15 protein-coding genes are annotated in these 15382 nt (G+C 60.2%); 6 read left to right on the forward strand and 9 right to left on the reverse strand.

The annotated features are described in order from the left end of the window. Positions 1–38: 38 nt before the first annotated feature. From J4721_RS08555 to J4721_RS08565, 3 genes are all read right to left on the reverse strand, one after another. Positions 39–386 (reverse strand): hypothetical protein, encoded by a 348-nt coding sequence (locus J4721_RS08555; RefSeq protein ID WP_014881620.1) that lies wholly within the window; start codon positions 384–386, stop codon positions 39–41. A gap of 72 nt (positions 387–458) precedes the next feature. Further along, complete coding sequence (locus J4721_RS08560) at positions 459–1160, reverse strand: GntR family transcriptional regulator (RefSeq protein ID WP_199535906.1); 702 nt, start codon at positions 1158–1160, stop codon at positions 459–461. A 70-nt stretch (positions 1161–1230) separates the two neighbouring features. Then, positions 1231–2598, reverse strand: a complete 1368-nt coding sequence (locus tag J4721_RS08565) for a formimidoylglutamate deiminase (RefSeq protein WP_102884269.1) — start codon at positions 2596–2598, stop codon at positions 1231–1233. A 75-nt stretch (positions 2599–2673) separates the two neighbouring features. Between J4721_RS08565 and hutI the strand changes: the two genes are divergently transcribed. Genes hutI through hutU form a run of 4 tightly spaced genes read left to right on the forward strand, consistent with a single transcriptional unit; the run spans position 2674 to position 7866 of the window. Then, positions 2674–3888: an imidazolonepropionase gene (hutI, locus tag J4721_RS08570; RefSeq protein ID WP_211002611.1), complete on the forward strand. Its 1215-nt coding sequence runs from the start codon at positions 2674–2676 to the stop codon at positions 3886–3888. Beyond that, positions 3885–5408 carry a histidine ammonia-lyase gene (gene hutH / locus J4721_RS08575; RefSeq protein WP_211002610.1) on the forward strand — a complete coding sequence of 508 codons (1524 nt, stop codon included), beginning with the start codon at positions 3885–3887 and terminating at the stop codon, positions 5406–5408. Before hutI ends, hutH begins: the two co-directional genes overlap by 4 nt. Continuing rightward, on the forward strand, positions 5405–6190 hold the full coding sequence (gene hutG, locus J4721_RS08580; RefSeq protein ID WP_211002609.1) for an N-formylglutamate deformylase: 786 nt from the start codon (positions 5405–5407) through the stop codon (positions 6188–6190). Before hutH ends, hutG begins: the two co-directional genes overlap by 4 nt. Next, positions 6187–7866 carry a urocanate hydratase gene (hutU, locus tag J4721_RS08585; RefSeq protein WP_211002608.1) on the forward strand — a complete coding sequence of 560 codons (1680 nt, stop codon included), beginning with the start codon at positions 6187–6189 and terminating at the stop codon, positions 7864–7866. The genes hutG and hutU overlap by 4 nt, the downstream gene beginning before the upstream one ends. 189 nt (positions 7867–8055) lie before the next feature. Here hutU and dapD read toward each other — a convergent pair whose 3' ends face one another. From dapD to J4721_RS08600, 3 genes are all read right to left on the reverse strand, one after another. Continuing rightward, entirely contained in the window at positions 8056–8883 is an 828-nt protein-coding gene (dapD, locus tag J4721_RS08590; RefSeq protein WP_014876510.1) for a 2,3,4,5-tetrahydropyridine-2,6-dicarboxylate N-succinyltransferase, read from the reverse strand. Between the two features lie 124 nt (positions 8884–9007). Further along, entirely contained in the window at positions 9008–9613 is a 606-nt protein-coding gene (locus tag J4721_RS08595) for a GntR family transcriptional regulator (protein WP_014876509.1), read from the reverse strand. Between the two features lie 48 nt (positions 9614–9661). Continuing rightward, the gene (locus J4721_RS08600) at positions 9662–10606 is read right to left on the reverse strand and encodes a threonine/serine dehydratase (RefSeq protein ID WP_027248273.1); all 945 of its coding nucleotides are present in this window, start codon (positions 10604–10606) and stop codon (positions 9662–9664) included. Between the two features lie 192 nt (positions 10607–10798). Between J4721_RS08600 and J4721_RS08605 the strand changes: the two genes are divergently transcribed. After that, the gene (locus J4721_RS08605; RefSeq protein WP_076618262.1) at positions 10799–11647 is read left to right on the forward strand and encodes a TIGR00730 family Rossman fold protein; all 849 of its coding nucleotides are present in this window, start codon (positions 10799–10801) and stop codon (positions 11645–11647) included. A gap of 64 nt (positions 11648–11711) precedes the next feature. Here the strand turns inward: J4721_RS08605 and J4721_RS08610 are convergent, their stop codons facing one another. After that, a complete protein-coding gene (locus J4721_RS08610) occupies positions 11712–11921 on the reverse strand; it encodes a hypothetical protein (RefSeq protein ID WP_014876506.1) in 210 nt (69 codons plus the stop codon). A 461-nt stretch (positions 11922–12382) separates the two neighbouring features. Between J4721_RS08610 and J4721_RS08615 the strand changes: the two genes are divergently transcribed. Next, on the forward strand, positions 12383–13624 hold the full coding sequence (locus J4721_RS08615) for a matrixin family metalloprotease (RefSeq protein WP_102875256.1): 1242 nt from the start codon (positions 12383–12385) through the stop codon (positions 13622–13624). 30 nt (positions 13625–13654) lie between these two features. Here J4721_RS08615 and rlmN read toward each other — a convergent pair whose 3' ends face one another. Next, complete coding sequence (gene rlmN / locus J4721_RS08620) at positions 13655–14839, reverse strand: 23S rRNA (adenine(2503)-C(2))-methyltransferase RlmN (RefSeq protein ID WP_014881608.1); 1185 nt, start codon at positions 14837–14839, stop codon at positions 13655–13657. A gap of 95 nt (positions 14840–14934) precedes the next feature. After that, on the reverse strand, positions 14935–15345 hold the full coding sequence (locus J4721_RS08625; protein ID WP_247656009.1) for a lysozyme inhibitor LprI family protein: 411 nt from the start codon (positions 15343–15345) through the stop codon (positions 14935–14937). Positions 15346–15382 lie beyond the last annotated feature (37 nt).

The following is a 15382-nucleotide window of genomic DNA, read 5'->3' on the forward strand; positions in this document are numbered from 1 at the left end:
TCCCACTATAGCCACTGACGCCAGAGACACGCCCGCCGTCAGTGCAGGGTTGCAGGTCCATCCTCGAAAAACGGCGTCATCTGCGCGACGATCACCGAATTCTCGTCCAGCGCCCGCTGCATAAGCTCGCGCTCCTCGTCCGAGATGTCTTGGTCCTCGGCCTCACGCTCAGCCAAAGTCCCATAGCCGGTGACATCCAGTGGCGCGGTGTCGGCCTGCTTCAGGATTGCAACGGTTTCACGCACGGCCTCAGCCTCATCAACGCCAGAAGCGTAGATCATAAGGGCCGCACCAGTTGCCCCTTCGGGAAGGCCATCGCCTTCCTTGCGCCCGATCTGCACCACAAGCGTGTAGACCTGCTGACGGGAGATTTTCTTTTTTTCCATGCGCTCGCCATATCCCCGTGACGGGGGCTTGGTCAATACAAGCCAACCGGCTAAGCGCAGCAACGCGCCCGTTCAGTAGCGGCTGCGCATCTGATAGCCCGGATGAAAACTCATCCTGACAAAGGTCACCGGCTGCGCCTGAAACCACGTCGTGCGTTCCATCTGAAACAACGGCGCAGCAATCGGGCAAGCAAGGTATTCGGCAAGCGCCGCATCAGCAGCGATCGCCCCGAAGCTGAGTTCCGCCGTCGAAAACGGCACCTCGGCCAATAGCCATTCATTGGGCCCGACCACACTGAAATCGGCCTCTGCAACGCTGGGTACTGCTGCAATGTTGATCCAGCGATCTTCGAACTGAAATGGTTGATTGTCTCCATAGTGCATCGCACGGATATGTAGCACAGGAGTGTCCGCAGCCAGCTGAAGCTGCGAGGCCAACCATCCCGGAGCCGGTATCTCCTCCCGATGCACCAGCGCATAGCGGTAGATGGCGTTGCGATCCTCAACCAGCTGGCGGGTCAGGGTGATCTCGAGCTTGGCTTGTTTCACGGGTAACACTGCCACCCGTGTGCCGCTTTTGCGTTTGCGGTCGATGATACCGCGGTCAGCCAACTCCCGCAGCGCGCGATTTACTGTGGCGCGGGCGCAACCAAATTCTTCTGCAAGATCCTGTTCGGTTGGCAGAAGATCACCCTGCCCCCAGACCCGGTCCTGAATGCGTTTCAGCACCTCATCACGGACATCCTGAAAGCCGGTCTTTGTCCGTTCTGTCATGCGTCTGCCCCCGCTGGTATCCTGCTTAACCGCTGCCACAGGCCATCCTGTGCCGCAACCCCATGCGCCATCAAAGCGCGCTAAGAAGCGCAGCCACTGCAGAGGTATAGCGGGCGATAATCTGTTCGCGGTTCGCATGGCGTCCGCCCGTCACTACGTGGCGCCCCGCCGACCAGACATCGCGGATCACAGAATCGTCGGCAGCAAAACACAGCCCATCCAGAAACTGATCCGGGCGCAATGCGCAGAGTGTGACATCGGTGGTGTCAAAGGCCATCAGATCCGCCAGTGCCCCAACTTCAAGTCGGCCGGCGTCACGCCCCAGAGCCTGAGCGCCCCCGCAAGCCGCACCAAGATAGAGGGCCGCGCCGACAGATCCTTCCTCCGGCACCATTACATTGCGGGCGAGATCACGCAGCCGTTGCGAGTATTCCAGCAGCCGCAGTTCTTCGCTGAGGGAAATTCTGATATTTGAATCCGACCCCACACCAAAGCGACCGCCGTTGTTCTGGAACAATGCGCCATTAAACGGCCCGTCACCCAGATTTGCCTCGGTTATCGGACAGAGCCCAGCCACCGCCCCGCTGCGCGCCAGGTCATGGGTTTCCTGCTCCGTCATATGAGTCGCGTGGATGAGGCACCAATCCTTGTCGACCGCGCAGTTGTTCAGCAACCACTGCACCGGTCGCTCTCCCAGCCATCCGCCGATATCTGCGACCTCCTGCGGCTGTTCAGCGATATGGATGTGAACCGGGCTTTCTGCACGCAAGGTGAGCACCTCGGCCAGTTCATCCGGCGCGGTCGCACGCAGTGAATGGGGCGCTATGCCAACCCGCGCATCCATCGGCAAAAGCTCACGCGCAGTGGTGCGACAGTCGGACAGAAGGTTTGCATAGCGCGTCACATCATTGCCGAACCGTTGCTGCCCACCGCCCAAAGGTGCCTGCCCCGCGCCGCCGTAAGTATACAGCACCGGCAGATGAGTCAGTCCGATTCCGGTCAAATCCGCAGCGGCAAACACGCGATGGCTCAACTCACCCAGCACCTCATAGGGCTGACCGCCCGGCTGATGATGCACATAGTGGAATTCCCCCACCGACGCATACCCTGCTTCCAGCATTTCCATGAAAACAAGCGCGGCAATCGCCTCATACTGCTCAGGCGTCAGGTGATCGACGAATTGATACATCAGCTTGCGCCAGGACCAGAAGCTGTCCCGCCCGGACACGCGGGTTTCGGTCATTCCTGCCATCGCCCGCTGAAAGCTATGAGAATGCAGGTTGGCCAGTGCCGGCACCAACGCCCCGACCCGATGATCCTGTGGCTGCACAGCCGCACCAGGCTCAAGCGTTGCGATCTTCCCTGCCTCAATCGTGAGCCGCATATCGGTAACCCAGCCCTGAGGCATCCGCGCGTGTTGGGCAAAAATTGTCTGCATCAGATCCCCATATGTATAGACATAACAACATTAGATCCATACATTCCCTCTATCAAGCGTTTTTGCGAGGATGCCATGGGCGACACCGATTCCTATCTGATCTGTGATGCGACACTGGCAACGATGACCGGAAGTGATCCTGCCTACGGGTTGGTTCCTGACGGTTTGATTGTTGTACATGACGGCTGGATCCGTTGGTGCGGGTCTGAGGCGCAGCTGCCCAAGGACTATTCCGATTGGCCGCGCATCTCGATGGCGGGGCGTCTGGTCACACCCGGCCTGATCGACTGCCACACCCATATCGTCTTTGGCGGCAACCGGGCGATGGAGTTCGAGATGCGCCTGAATGGTGCATCATACGAAGACGTCGCACGTGCAGGGGGCGGCATCGTCTCGACCGTATCCGCAACCCGCACCGCATCGCTGGAGGATCTGGTGCAGGGCGCGCTGCCGCGGCTCGATGCGCTGATCGCCGAGGGCGCGACAGTGGTTGAGGTGAAATCCGGCTATGGGCTGGACCGCGAAACCGAGCTGAACATGCTGCGCGCCGCCCGGCGACTGTCAGAGCTGCGTCCGGTGACGGCGAAAACCACCTTCCTTGGTGCGCATGCCACGCCCGGCGAATACAAAGGCCGTGACGATGACTACATCGATCAGGTCTGCATCCCTGCCTTACGTGCGGCCCATGCCGAAGGGCTGGTCGATGCGGTTGATGGCTTCTGCGAGAACATCGCCTTTGCGCCCGCGCAGATCGAACGGGTGTTCAAGGCGGCACGGGAGCTGGCCCTGCCAGTGAAACTGCACGCCGAACAGCTGAGCCATCAGGGCGGCACGGCGCTGGCGGCGCAGTATGGCGCATTGTCAGTCGATCACGTGGAATACGCCACCGAAGACGACGCCAAGGCGATGGCCGCATCCGGTTCTGTCGCGGTGATCCTGCCCGGTGCGTTTTACACTATCCGCGAAACCCAGGCGCCGCCGATTGAACACTTCCGCGCCCACGGCGTGCCGATGGCGCTGGCGACCGACTGCAACCCCGGCTCCTCGCCGCTGACGTCTTTGCTGCTGACCATGAACATGGGCTGCACCCTGTTCCGCATGACGCCGGAGGAAGCGCTGGCAGGCGTCACACGGCACGCAGCCCGCGCGCTGGGGCTGAGTGACCGCGGCCAGATTGCCGTCGGCATGCGTGCCGATCTGGCGGTTTGGGACGTGGAAACGCCCGGCGAACTGGCCTACCGCATCGGCTTCAACCCCCTTCACTCCCGTATCTATGAGGGCAAACGATGATTGAGATGATCCCCGGCACAGTGACCCTGTCCACGCTGGAAGATATCTACCGCAACCTGACCCCGGCCAAGCTGGCGTCTTCGGCCCGTGAACCGGTGGAAGCTGCGGCGCAGATGGTGGCAGAGGCGGCAGCCGGACAAGAGGCGGTCTATGGCATCAACACCGGCTTCGGCAAGCTGGCCTCGACCAAGATCGCACCGGAAGACACCGCCACCCTGCAGCGCAACCTGATCCTCAGCCATTGCTGCGGAGTAGGGGAGGCGCTGCCGGAGGATAAGACCCGGCTGATGATGACGCTGAAGCTCCTGTCGATGGGGCGTGGTGCGTCGGGTGTGCGCTGGCTGGTGATTGATCAGATCGAACAGATGCTGGCGCATGGCGTGGTACCGGTGATCCCGTCGCAGGGGTCCGTGGGCGCTTCGGGCGACCTAGCACCGCTGGCGCATATGGCGGCGGCGATGATCGGGGCAGGGGAGGCCACGTATGACGGCACCCGCATGTCCAGTGCAGAAGCGCTGAAAAAGGCCGGGTTAGAGCCTATTGTTCTGGGTCCCAAGGAAGGCCTGGGGCTGATCAACGGCACGCAATTCTCCACCGCCTGCGCCTTGGCCGGGCTGTTTGACGCCTGGCGCATGGCCGAGGCCTCGATGACCATTGCTTCGCTTTCCACGGATGCCATCATGGGCTCCACCGCGCCGTTGATTGCCGATATCCATGCCTTGCGCGGCCATGCCGGCCAGATTGACGTGGCGCGCGAGATGCGCGGCATCATGGACGGGTCTGAAATCCGCGAAAGCCACCGCGAGGATGATACCCGGGTGCAGGATCCCTATTGCATCCGCTGCCAGCCGCAGGTGGTGGGCGCAGCGCTGGATGTGCTGCGCATGGCTGCGAAAACGCTGGAGATCGAGGCCAACGCCGTCACCGACAACCCGCTGGTGCTGGTGAACGAGGGCCGCATCGTCTCGGGCGGCAACTTCCACGCAGAATACGTGGGCTTTGCTGCTGACCAGATCGCGCTGGCGGTGGCCGAAATCGGCGCCATCGCGCAGCGCCGGGTGGCGCTGATGGTGGACCCGACCCTCAGCCACGATTTGCCGCCGTTCCTGACTCCGGACCCGGGCCTCAACTCCGGCTTCATGATCGCCGAAGTGACCACAGCCGCTTTGATGAGCGAAAACAAGCACTTGGCTAACCCCTGCGTGACCGACTCGACGCCGACGTCCGCCAACCAGGAGGACCATGTGTCAATGGCCGCCCATGGCGCGCTGCGGCTGGGACGGATGAACGCCAACCTGTCGGTGATCCTGGGCGTCGAAATGCTCTGCGCCGCACAAGGGGTGGAGGCGCGGGCGCCGCTCAAGACCTCAGCGCGCCTGCAGGACGTTCTGGCGATGCTGCGCGCGGATATCCCCGCGCTGGCCGAGGACCGCTATCTGGCCCCGGACATCGAAGATGCGAGCGCGATGGTGCGCGCGGGCCGCGTGGCGGATGCCGCAGGTGTGAAGGTGACAGCATGATCGAGGTGACCCAAGGCGCCTCGCCGCTGGTGCTGGGGCTGCCCCACACCGGCACCGATGTGCCGCCGGAAATCTGGGACTGCCTCAATGAGACGGGCCGGGCGCTGGCCGACACAGACTGGCATATCCATGATCTCTATGCCGGGTTGGTGGAAGACATCACTACCGTCCGTACTCCGATCCACCGCTATGTGATCGACGTGAATCGCGATCCGGGTGGTATCAGTCTCTATCCGGGGCAAAACACCACCACTTTGGTGCCGCTCACGGATTTTGACGGGTTGCCGATCTGGAGCGATGGAATGGCGCCGGACGATGCAGAAACCGCCCGCCGCTGCGATGCCTATCACGCACCGTACCATGCGGCCTTGGCGGCGGAGCTGCGGCGGGTGAAAGCAATCCATGGCTTTGCGATCCTCTATGACTGCCACTCGATCCGGGGCGATATCCCGTTTCTGTTCGAGGGCCGATTGCCGGATTTCAACACCGGCACCAACATGGGCACGACTTGCGACCCCGAAATCGAGGCGCTGACCGTGGCCCATTGCGAGGCGGCGGAGGGTTATACCTCCACCCTCAACGGGCGCTTCAAGGGTGGCTGGACCACCCGCCATTACGGGCGGCCCGCAGATGGTCTGCACGCCATCCAGATGGAGCTGGCGCAGGCCACCTACTGCCAGGAAAGCCCCCCTTGGACCTATCTGCCCGAACGCGCGGACGTTTTGCGCGCCCATCTCACCAAAATTCTGACTGATCTCAAAAACTGGAGGCCCTCGGCATGAGCGATCCCCGCAAGAACACCCGCGACATCTTCCCGCCCACCGGCCCGGAAATCACCGCCAAGTCCTGGATGACCGAGGCGCCGATGCGGATGATGATGAACAACCTGCATCCCGATGTGGCCGAAAACCCGCATGAGCTGGTGGTTTATGGCGGCATCGGCCGCGCCGCGCGCACCTGGCAGGATTTCGACCTGATCGTCGAGACCCTGAAGAACCTGGAGGAAGACCAGACCCTGATGGTGCAGTCGGGCAAGCCGGTCGGCGTATTCCAGACCCACAAGGACGCGCCGCGGGTGCTGATCGCCAACTCCAATCTGGTGCCGCATTGGGCCAACTGGGACCACTTCAACGAGCTCGATAAGAAGGGCCTGATGATGTACGGCCAGATGACCGCGGGGTCCTGGATCTACATCGGCACGCAAGGGATCGTGCAAGGAACCTATGAAACCTTTGCCGAGGCCGGCCGCCAGCATTTTGGCGGCAGTCTCAAGGGCAAGTGGATCCTGACCGGCGGCCTTGGCGGCATGGGCGGCGCGCAGCCTTTGGCGGCTGTCTTTGCCGGGGCCAGCTGCCTGGCGGTGGAGTGCAACCCTGACAGCATCGACTTCCGCCTGCGCACCAAATACCTGGACGAAAAAGCCGAAACCCTGGACGAGGCGCTGGAGATGATCGCGCGCTGGACCAAAGCGGGCGAGGCGAAATCCGTGGGCCTTCTGGGCAATGCGGCTGAGATTTTCCCGGAGCTGGTGAAGCGTGCGGAAGCAGGCGGCATCCGCCCCGATATCGTCACCGACCAGACCTCGGCGCACGATCCGGTGAACGGCTACTTGCCGCTGGGCTGGACCATGGGTGAATGGAAAGAGCGCCGCGAGAACGACAAGAAAGCGGTTGAGAAAGCCGCCCGCGCCTCGATGAAGGTGCAAGTGAAGGCGATGTGCGATTTCCACGCGATGGGCGTGCCCACGGTGGATTACGGCAACAACATCCGTCAGATGGCGCTGGAGGAGGGGCTGGAGAACGCATTCGACTTCCCCGGCTTCGTGCCCGCCTATATCCGCCCGCTGTTCTGCCGCGGCATCGGCCCGTTCCGCTGGGCAGCCCTGTCGGGCGACCCGGAAGATATCCGCAAGACCGACGCCAAGATGAAGGAGCTGTTCCCCGAGAACGAAGGCCTGCACCGCTGGCTGGACATGGCGCAGGAGCGGATTGCCTTTCAGGGGCTGCCGGCGCGGATCTGCTGGATCGGCCTGGGTGACCGTCACAAGGCGGGCCTTGCCTTCAACGAAATGGTCCGCACGGGTGAGCTGTCGGCGCCAGTGGTGATTGGCCGTGACCATCTGGATAGCGGCTCGGTGGCGTCGCCCAACCGCGAAACGGAATCGATGCTGGATGGCTCGGACGCAGTGTCCGACTGGCCGCTTCTGAATGCGCTGCTGAACACCGCATCGGGTGCCACCTGGGTGTCGCTGCATCATGGCGGCGGCGTTGGCATGGGCTTTTCGCAGCATTCCGGCGTGGTGATCTGCTGTGATGGCAGTGACGACGCCGAGCGCCGCATTGGCCGCGTTCTGTGGAACGATCCGGCAACCGGTGTCATGCGCCATGCGGATGCGGGATACGATATCGCCAAGGACTGCGCGCGCGAGCACGGGCTGAACCTGCCCGGCATCCTCTGAGGTCAAAAGGGGCGCTGCCCCTCGGCCTTCCGGCCTCACCCCGGAGTATTTAGAGAAACGTGACAAGGCCAAGCGTCTGTCATCTTTCCCGAAAATACTCTGGGGTCCGGGGCAAAGCCCCGGCTAATACAAAAAACGCGCCCCTAATATTCTAGAGAGCGCGTTTCTTTTGCAGACTGTGCCGCGCAATCAGTCGCGCAGCAGCTCGTTGATCCCGGTCTTGGAGCGAGTTCTTTCATCGACGCGCTTCACGATCACCGCACAATAGAGATTGATGCCGTTTTTCGACGGCATAGAGCCCGCAACAACAACCGAATAGGGCGGCACTTCGCCATACATGACTTCCCCGGTTTCGCGATCAACGATCTTGGTGGACTGGCCGATAAAGACGCCCATGCCGAGGACAGAGCCTTCACGCACGATACAGCCTTCGACCACTTCCGAGCGCGCCCCAATGAAGCAGTTGTCTTCGATAATCGTAGGGCCGGCCTGCATCGGCTCCAAGACACCGCCGATACCGACGCCGCCAGAAAGGTGCACGTTCTTACCAATCTGGGCACAGGAGCCAACGGTCGCCCAGGTATCAACCATGGTGCCCTCATCGACATGGGCCCCGAGATTCACGAAGGACGGCATCAGAACCACGCCCGGCGCGATATAGGCAGATTTGCGAACAACGCAATTGGGCACGGCACGGAAACCTGCCTCTTTCCACTCGGCTTCACCCCAGCCCTTGAACTTGCTGTCGACCTTGTCCCACCAGCCGGAGCCCTGCGGGCCGCCGGATTGCTCTTCCATATCCTTGATGCGGAAGCCCAGCAGCACTGCCTTCTTGGCCCATTGGTTGACATGCCAGTTGCCACTGTCCTGACGCTCAGCCACACGCAGCTTGCCGGAATCCAATGCGTTCAGGGTCTCTTCGATCGCATCGCGCTGCTCACCTGTGGTGGCTGATGTGATGGTATCACGGGCCTCCCAAGCGGCCTCAATTGCGGTTTCCAGCTGAGCGTTGGACATCAGGGGTCTCTCCGGCGTGTGGTTGGTTTCGCTGCTACATACCCGCATTTTGCCGCGAGGTCATGTGCGGATTGCGTCAATATTCCCCTCCGCAGCGGCCAATCGCGGTACCAGTTACTGGCACCTAGCGGACGCGACGCAAATGACGACGCAGAATATCGCAGGCAGTGGTCACATCGCGACGGCGCATGGCCTGCACGATCAGGGCATGGTCGGTGTCAACGCGCTGACTCCAGCGGTGCTTCCAGTTCGCAAAAAGATGCCGAGCGGAGGCAATATGCAGGTCATCAATTGTCGCCAGCAGGCGCGGCATACCACAGGGCGACAGGATCACCCGATGAAAGGCCCGATTTTTTTGCTCCCAATCAGCCATATCGGTTGCAGCATCACAGGCCAGCCGGGCGGCATCCGCCGCCTCCAGCTCTGCCGACCCCAAATGGGCAAAGGCATTCTGCAACGCCAGCAATTCCAACGAGACACGCATTTCAATGACCTCGCGTATTTCCGATGGGTCCAGAGCGGTCACCCGCATTCCCCGACGCGGAATGGACTGGGCCAGTCCATGTGCCTCCAGTCGCAGGAGTGCTTCGCGGACCGGCACATGGCTGGCATTGAACTCACGCGCGATATGATCCTGGCGCAGTTTCTCACCTGCTGGCAGCGCGCCGGTGACGATCCGTTCGCTCAACGCATGATAAATACGGTCAGAGATTGTGGCGCTGACGCTCATGATACGGCCCCGCAACATCGATGAGAGAACCAATTTCCAACGCAGCACTCACGAAGGTACATTCAGTGCCTCCAGCGGATCAGTGGCAATATTGCCACCACAGAGAAGCACAGCGACCCGCTCATCCGGGGCGGGTTGGTAGGCACCGCTGGTCAGCGCTGCCAAGGCAGTTGCACCTGCCGGCTCCACCAGAAGCCGACGCTCCTTCCACAGTTTGTTCTGCGCTGCGCTAATTGCCTCATCCGACACGGTGAGCGAGGTCACGGTATCAGATTGGCCCTGTGCCAGCTCATAGCAGAGGGTTCCGATTCGCCGAGCACCAAGCGCATTTGCAGCAACACCCGACACTTCGACATCAACAGGCCTGCCGACGGCAAGCGCGGCGTTCAGCGCCGAGCTGGTTTCGGGCTCCACTGCCACAATCTTCTTCGATCCACCATACCAGGCCATCGCGCCTGCGATGAGGCCGCCGCCGCCCACCGCGATCAAAAGGGTATCGGCCTCCAGACCCTGGGCATCCCATTCGGCAAAACAGGTTCCCTGACCAATCACCGTTGCAGCTGCGTCGTAGGCATGGACCTGCATGGCGCCAGTCTGCTGCTCATAGGCCTGCGCCTGCTCTAGCGCATTGGCATAGGCGCCCGGCACGACCTCCAGGTCGGCGCCGCAGGCCCGGATCAGCGCAATTTTCGCGGGGCCTGCCATCTCAGGCACATAGACGCGCGCGCGCACTCCAAGCCGCTTTGCCGCATAGGCAACCGCTGCGCCATGATTTCCACCCGAAGCCGCCACCAGCCCCGCATCCGGCACAGATCCGCCCAACAGGGTGTTGAAGGCACCCCGCGCCTTGAAGCTGCCGGTGTGCTGCATATGCTCCAGCTTCAGCGATATTGGGTAATCTAATCCAAAGCCGGTGGTTTCGAGTATCGGTGTGCGTTGAATATACGGGCGGATCCGCGTGTCAGCGGCCCTGATATCCTGTGTCCAATGCATATGCTGTCCCCTTTTGCCCTCGGCGCGCTGACCGTAATCCCTGTACCGGCGGGTGCAAGCCCTCGTTACACCTGACCGGGCTTCACCATGGATCACCTTCGTGTCGGCGCGCCATTCCGGGCTAGCGCCATGACAGCCAAAGCGGTAGAACTGGAACTCCGCTTTTTTCAAAAATAACACAGTAGGTTTGCAATGAATGATGATCGCCACAGCCGATTCCGGGATGCACATTCTGACAGGGATCGCGCCGAGCACGTGCCATCGACACCGCAGACCGAATCTCCCGCGTATCGTCTGGCGTTTGCAGATAAAGATTTTCTCTGTCGCGACGAGCTGCGCCCGGTGCGGTTGCAGCTGGAGCTGCTGAAGCCCCAGCTAATGCTGGATGAACATGGTATTGAAAGCACAATCGTCATGTTTGGCGGTGCGCGGATCCCGGCGCCCAAGGACAAGGATAAAGCGCGCACCAAGACGTTGCGTGACCTGTCGCATTTCTACGATGAGGCTCGCAAATTTGCAAAGCTGATGACCGAAAAATCCATGACCACCGGTGGCAAGAATGATGTCATCGTCACCGGCGGTGGCCCGGGTGTGATGGAGGCGGGCAACCGTGGAGCGATTGATGCTGGGGGGGCGTCGGTTGGCCTCAATATCGTGCTGCCGCATGAGCAGGCGCCGAATGAATATGTGACGCCCGACCTATGTTTCAACTTCCACTATTTTGCGATCCGGAAGATGCACTTCTTGATGCGCGCGCGCGCCATCACCGTGTTCCCAGGCGGCTTTGGCACCCTGGATGAGATGTTTGAAACCCTGACACTCATTCAGACCGGCCGGATGGAGCGTGTTCCATTCCTGCTTTTTGGCCGTGCCTTCTGGGAAAAGATCATCAATTGGGAGGCGCTGGCGGATGCCGGTACCATTTCCGAGGAAGATCTTGATCTGTTCCGTTTTGTGGAAACCGCCGAGGAGGCGATCCACATTATCGACAACTGGGAACCAGCGCCACCACGCGACAGCCTGCCCGGTCGCGACGAGTAATCATGTAACCTTCCCCGTCGCGCAGAAAAAGTGCGTGGCGGGGACCGCTAGATGCGCAAATGGATCAGGCAAATTCGGCTGGCAGGGCACCCAACGGTTTGCCATGCGGCAGGCGGGTCAAAATCTGTGCCCCTTCGATATCCTTGATCGCATAGCCGTAGCCACGCAGACGGAATTTCCATTCACGTGGGCTCAGCGCCTTGCCGCGTTCTTCGCGCACCAGATCCAAAACGGTGGGCTCAATCGGCGTGGCGGCCGGTGTATGACGTGCCATGATCTCTTTCCCTTCCATTGACTGTCTACGATTTGGAAACTGTCCTGCCGAAATGGCAGAAATGTACCGTGATTGAGGAAATTTCTGGGCAGCAGCCAAAACCGCAAGTCACGGAGTTCAGAACCGCCGCCTGGCAACCGGAGATCGAAAGCCATCAAATCAGCATCCTAGTCTTCCGTCATTAAGAGGATTGCTTTGAATATGATCTTCCGGCGCAGAAATGCCATTTTCTGAAATCTGATGGAAAAGCATCTGCCCAGCCCCTCCAACATCCAGGTATCGCTTTGAATAAACTGAATTTTCAAAAGGGATCGCAAAAACAGCGATAGGAACAGATCAGTGCCGATTGCATCACTCAGATAGGTCGCGTGTCCCAAGACTGCGCAAAAAGTCCCAATCTTGGGCGTATCAGCGCCACATTCATTGACGAGGTTGATGGCTACCCAATGTGGAGTGGTCACATGCCAAGAGTCTCGGATTATTCAGCGCTGCTATACTATCTTGATGGTGACCATTTTCGCTGGAACGCCCCTGCCGAAATTGGGACCCAGGCAATCATCACGTATAGCTTCACAGAGACCGGTAGCCTTGCAGACCCTGCAGCAAGCGACCCCTATGGCGCGACGGAATACTGGTCATTTGACGAGGATCAGCGCGACATCTTTCGCGAAGGACTTTCCCTCTACGAAGACATTTCGGGGGTCCGGTTTATCGAAGTCGAAGGCCGGGGCATGATCAATGCGTTTGGTACAACCGGCAGCAGTGCTGGTGGCTGGGCCAATATCGCGATGTCCGGAAATGGCTTCACTGGCCGAGGCGACCTGACCGTTGATACGGACGTCATGACAAAAGGCACCTATGGCTATGTCACGGTGTTGCATGAGATAGGTCACACTCTCGGACTGCAACACTCTCATGACGGCGGCCTGACACTAGATCACCACGCAGACACACCCGAAAACACAGTGATGACCTACAATCATAGCCCTGCCTATGTGACCGAATTGGGCACTTTTGATATCCAGGCAATGCAACATCTCTACGGCAATTCCGATAGCTTCACCGGATGGGAAATACTGGGCGGCGGAAGCGACCCGATCATCATCCGCAGTACGAATGCTTCTGAAACGGTGATCGGAACCGATCAAAATACCACCATCAATGCCAAGGGCGGCCATGACCACGTTCAGGGCCGTGAAGCAGATGACACACTGCGCGGCGCGGATGGGCGCGATACGATGGTCGGTGGCTTGGGAGAGGACCGCCTATTTGGCGGTAATGGCGCCGACCTCCTGATTGGCGGCACCGGGGGCGACGCCTATTCCGGTGGTAGCGATGATGACGTCCTCTACGGCAATCGCGGGCATGACATGCTACACGGCGGATCCGGCAACGACCACCTGTTGGGTGGTATTGGCCGCGACACGCTGGTGGGCGGCGACGGCAGCGATACCCTGACCGGTGGTACTGGTGCGGATACCTTTGTTTTTGATCAGGCTGATGCCTTCGACACCAACCGGATTACCGATTTTGGTCGGGGCGCAGATGTGATCGACCTGTCGGGTCTTTGGCTTACCAGTCTGGACCAGCTGGACATCGCAAAAGACAGCGGCACCACCACCATCTCTTATTCCAATTGGTTTGAGCTGGAGCTGACCAATTACACCGACCCCCTAACGGGATCGGATTTCATATTCAGTTGAGGCAGCCGGGGACCTGCCTGGAGGTCGAGGTCAGGGGTTGAGCCCCGCCTCGGCCTCAATCTGTTTACGGCTCTTGCGCGCACGCTCGGTTGCGGATTTCAACTGGCCACAGGCCGCCAGAATGTCTTCACCACGCGGGGTACGGATAGGCGAGGCATAGCCGGCCTGATAGATGATGTTCGCGAACGCATGGATCCGGTTGTTCGACGACCGCGTATAAGGCGAGCCAGGCCATTCATTGAATGGGATGAGGTTCACTTTCGCCGGGATCCCCTTGATCAATTCGACCAGGCGATGGGCGTCTTCATCGCTATCGTTCACACCATTCAGCATCACATATTCGAAGGTGATCCGCTCCGAATTGGTCAGACGGGGATACGCTCGCAGAGCCTCCAGAAGTGCTTCGATATTCCAGCGTTTGTTGATTGGCACCAGCTTGTCGCGCACCTCATCTGTGGTGGCATGGAAGGACACCGCCAGAAGGCAGCCGATTTCTTCGGCCGTGCGGGCAATTTCCGGCACCACCCCCGAGGTCGAGAGAGTAATACGACGGCGTGACAGGCTGATCCCCTCAGGATCCATCGCAATCTTCATCGCATCGCGCACGTTTTCGAAGTTGTAGAGCGGCTCACCCATGCCCATCAGCACGATGTTCGACAGCAGACGCGTCTCGTCCTTGGGGGCTCCGGGCACAGGCCATTCGTCCAGATCGTCACGCGCCATCATGATCTGGCCGACGATTTCAGCGGCGGTCAGGTTGCGGACCAGCTTCTGCGTACCGGTGTGACAGAAGGAACAGGTCAGGGTGCACCCCACCTGGGAGGAAATGCAGAGCGTGCCGCGCCCTTCCTCCGGGATATAGACGACCTCAACCTCGTGACCGCCAGCAATGCGCACCAGATATTTGCGCGTCCCATCGGTCGAGACCTGCTTGCTCACGACCTCCGGGGTCGCAATCTCGAAATGCTCATCCAAGTCAGCGCGATAAGCTTTGGCGAGGTTCGTCATCTCGGCAAAGTCACGCTTGCCCCATTGATAAATCCACTGCCAGATCTGCCCCACCCGCATTTTGGCCTGCTTTTCCGGTGTTCCATGTGCGATCAGGGTCTCGCGCAGCTGGTCGCGGGTCAGGCCCACAAGATTGATCTTGCCGCCCTCTGGCAGTTTGCGGGGCAGGGTCAGGACGTCTTGGGTGATCGGCGCATTGGCGGTCATGGCAAAAAGACTCGGTCTGTTTGGGTGGATGCGGCTCTATATAGGATTCTCACCGAAGATCAAAAGGAATCCTGCAGATTGATCTTTTGCGCCCGCTATCCTGCGTGGTCCATCAGCGCCTCGACCCGATCCCGCGTCAGGGTGATGCGACAGGACAGAATGGCGATACCGGTACCGGAACCACCGCCGAAGGTCGCGCCGACAAAATCGCAATGAGCATCCCGAAACGCCTCCCAGGACTTTTGCGCTGTCTCCAACGCCGGGCCGACACTTTGACGCCCTGTAATGCCGTCCAGATCGGCGGCCGCCTCTCGGGCATAATCGAGCGCTCGTGACAGTGCGGCGTTCGCGCGAATCTGGTCACCATTCAGGCAGTCGCGCAACTCAATCTGGGAACCGGTACCACCGCATTCCATCGCGGGATCCGCAAGAGCGGGCAGCGGCAGCGCAAGAAGGGCTGAAAGCATGTACGGCCGCATGATCTGAATGTCCTTTTTCTTTGTCATCGCTTCACCGAAATGAAGTTTTGTTTGCGCAAATACA

The sequence above is a fragment of the Phaeobacter sp. HS011 genome (assembly GCF_018101215.1).
Classification (GTDB): domain Bacteria; phylum Pseudomonadota; class Alphaproteobacteria; order Rhodobacterales; family Rhodobacteraceae; genus Phaeobacter; species Phaeobacter inhibens.

What these genes read in the sequence shown, in the direction of transcription:
- J4721_RS08560 (WP_199535906.1), bottom strand. Translation starts at nt 1,160, where the DNA reads ATGACAGAACGGACAAAGACCGGCTTTCAGGATGTCCGTGATGAGGTG.
- J4721_RS08610 (WP_014876506.1), bottom strand. Translation starts at nt 11,921, where the DNA reads ATGGCACGTCATACACCGGCCGCCACGCCGATTGAGCCCACCGTTTTG.
- J4721_RS08565 (WP_102884269.1), bottom strand. Translation starts at nt 2,598, where the DNA reads ATGCAGACAATTTTTGCCCAACACGCGCGGATGCCTCAGGGCTGGGTT.
- dapD (WP_014876510.1), bottom strand. Translation starts at nt 8,883, where the DNA reads ATGTCCAACGCTCAGCTGGAAACCGCAATTGAGGCCGCTTGGGAGGCC.
- J4721_RS08605 (WP_076618262.1), top strand. Translation starts at nt 10,799, where the DNA reads ATGAATGATGATCGCCACAGCCGATTCCGGGATGCACATTCTGACAGG.
- hutH (WP_211002610.1), top strand. Translation starts at nt 3,885, where the DNA reads ATGATTGAGATGATCCCCGGCACAGTGACCCTGTCCACGCTGGAAGAT.
- J4721_RS08625 (WP_247656009.1), bottom strand. Translation starts at nt 15,345, where the DNA reads ATGACAAAGAAAAAGGACATTCAGATCATGCGGCCGTACATGCTTTCA.
- J4721_RS08615 (WP_102875256.1), top strand. Translation starts at nt 12,383, where the DNA reads ATGCCAAGAGTCTCGGATTATTCAGCGCTGCTATACTATCTTGATGGT.
- J4721_RS08595 (WP_014876509.1), bottom strand. Translation starts at nt 9,613, where the DNA reads ATGAGCGTCAGCGCCACAATCTCTGACCGTATTTATCATGCGTTGAGC.
- rlmN (WP_014881608.1), bottom strand. Translation starts at nt 14,839, where the DNA reads ATGACCGCCAATGCGCCGATCACCCAAGACGTCCTGACCCTGCCCCGC.
- J4721_RS08600 (WP_027248273.1), bottom strand. Translation starts at nt 10,606, where the DNA reads ATGCATTGGACACAGGATATCAGGGCCGCTGACACGCGGATCCGCCCG.
- hutG (WP_211002609.1), top strand. Translation starts at nt 5,405, where the DNA reads ATGATCGAGGTGACCCAAGGCGCCTCGCCGCTGGTGCTGGGGCTGCCC.
- J4721_RS08555 (WP_014881620.1), bottom strand. Translation starts at nt 386, where the DNA reads ATGGAAAAAAAGAAAATCTCCCGTCAGCAGGTCTACACGCTTGTGGTG.
- hutU (WP_211002608.1), top strand. Translation starts at nt 6,187, where the DNA reads ATGAGCGATCCCCGCAAGAACACCCGCGACATCTTCCCGCCCACCGGC.
- hutI (WP_211002611.1), top strand. Translation starts at nt 2,674, where the DNA reads ATGGGCGACACCGATTCCTATCTGATCTGTGATGCGACACTGGCAACG.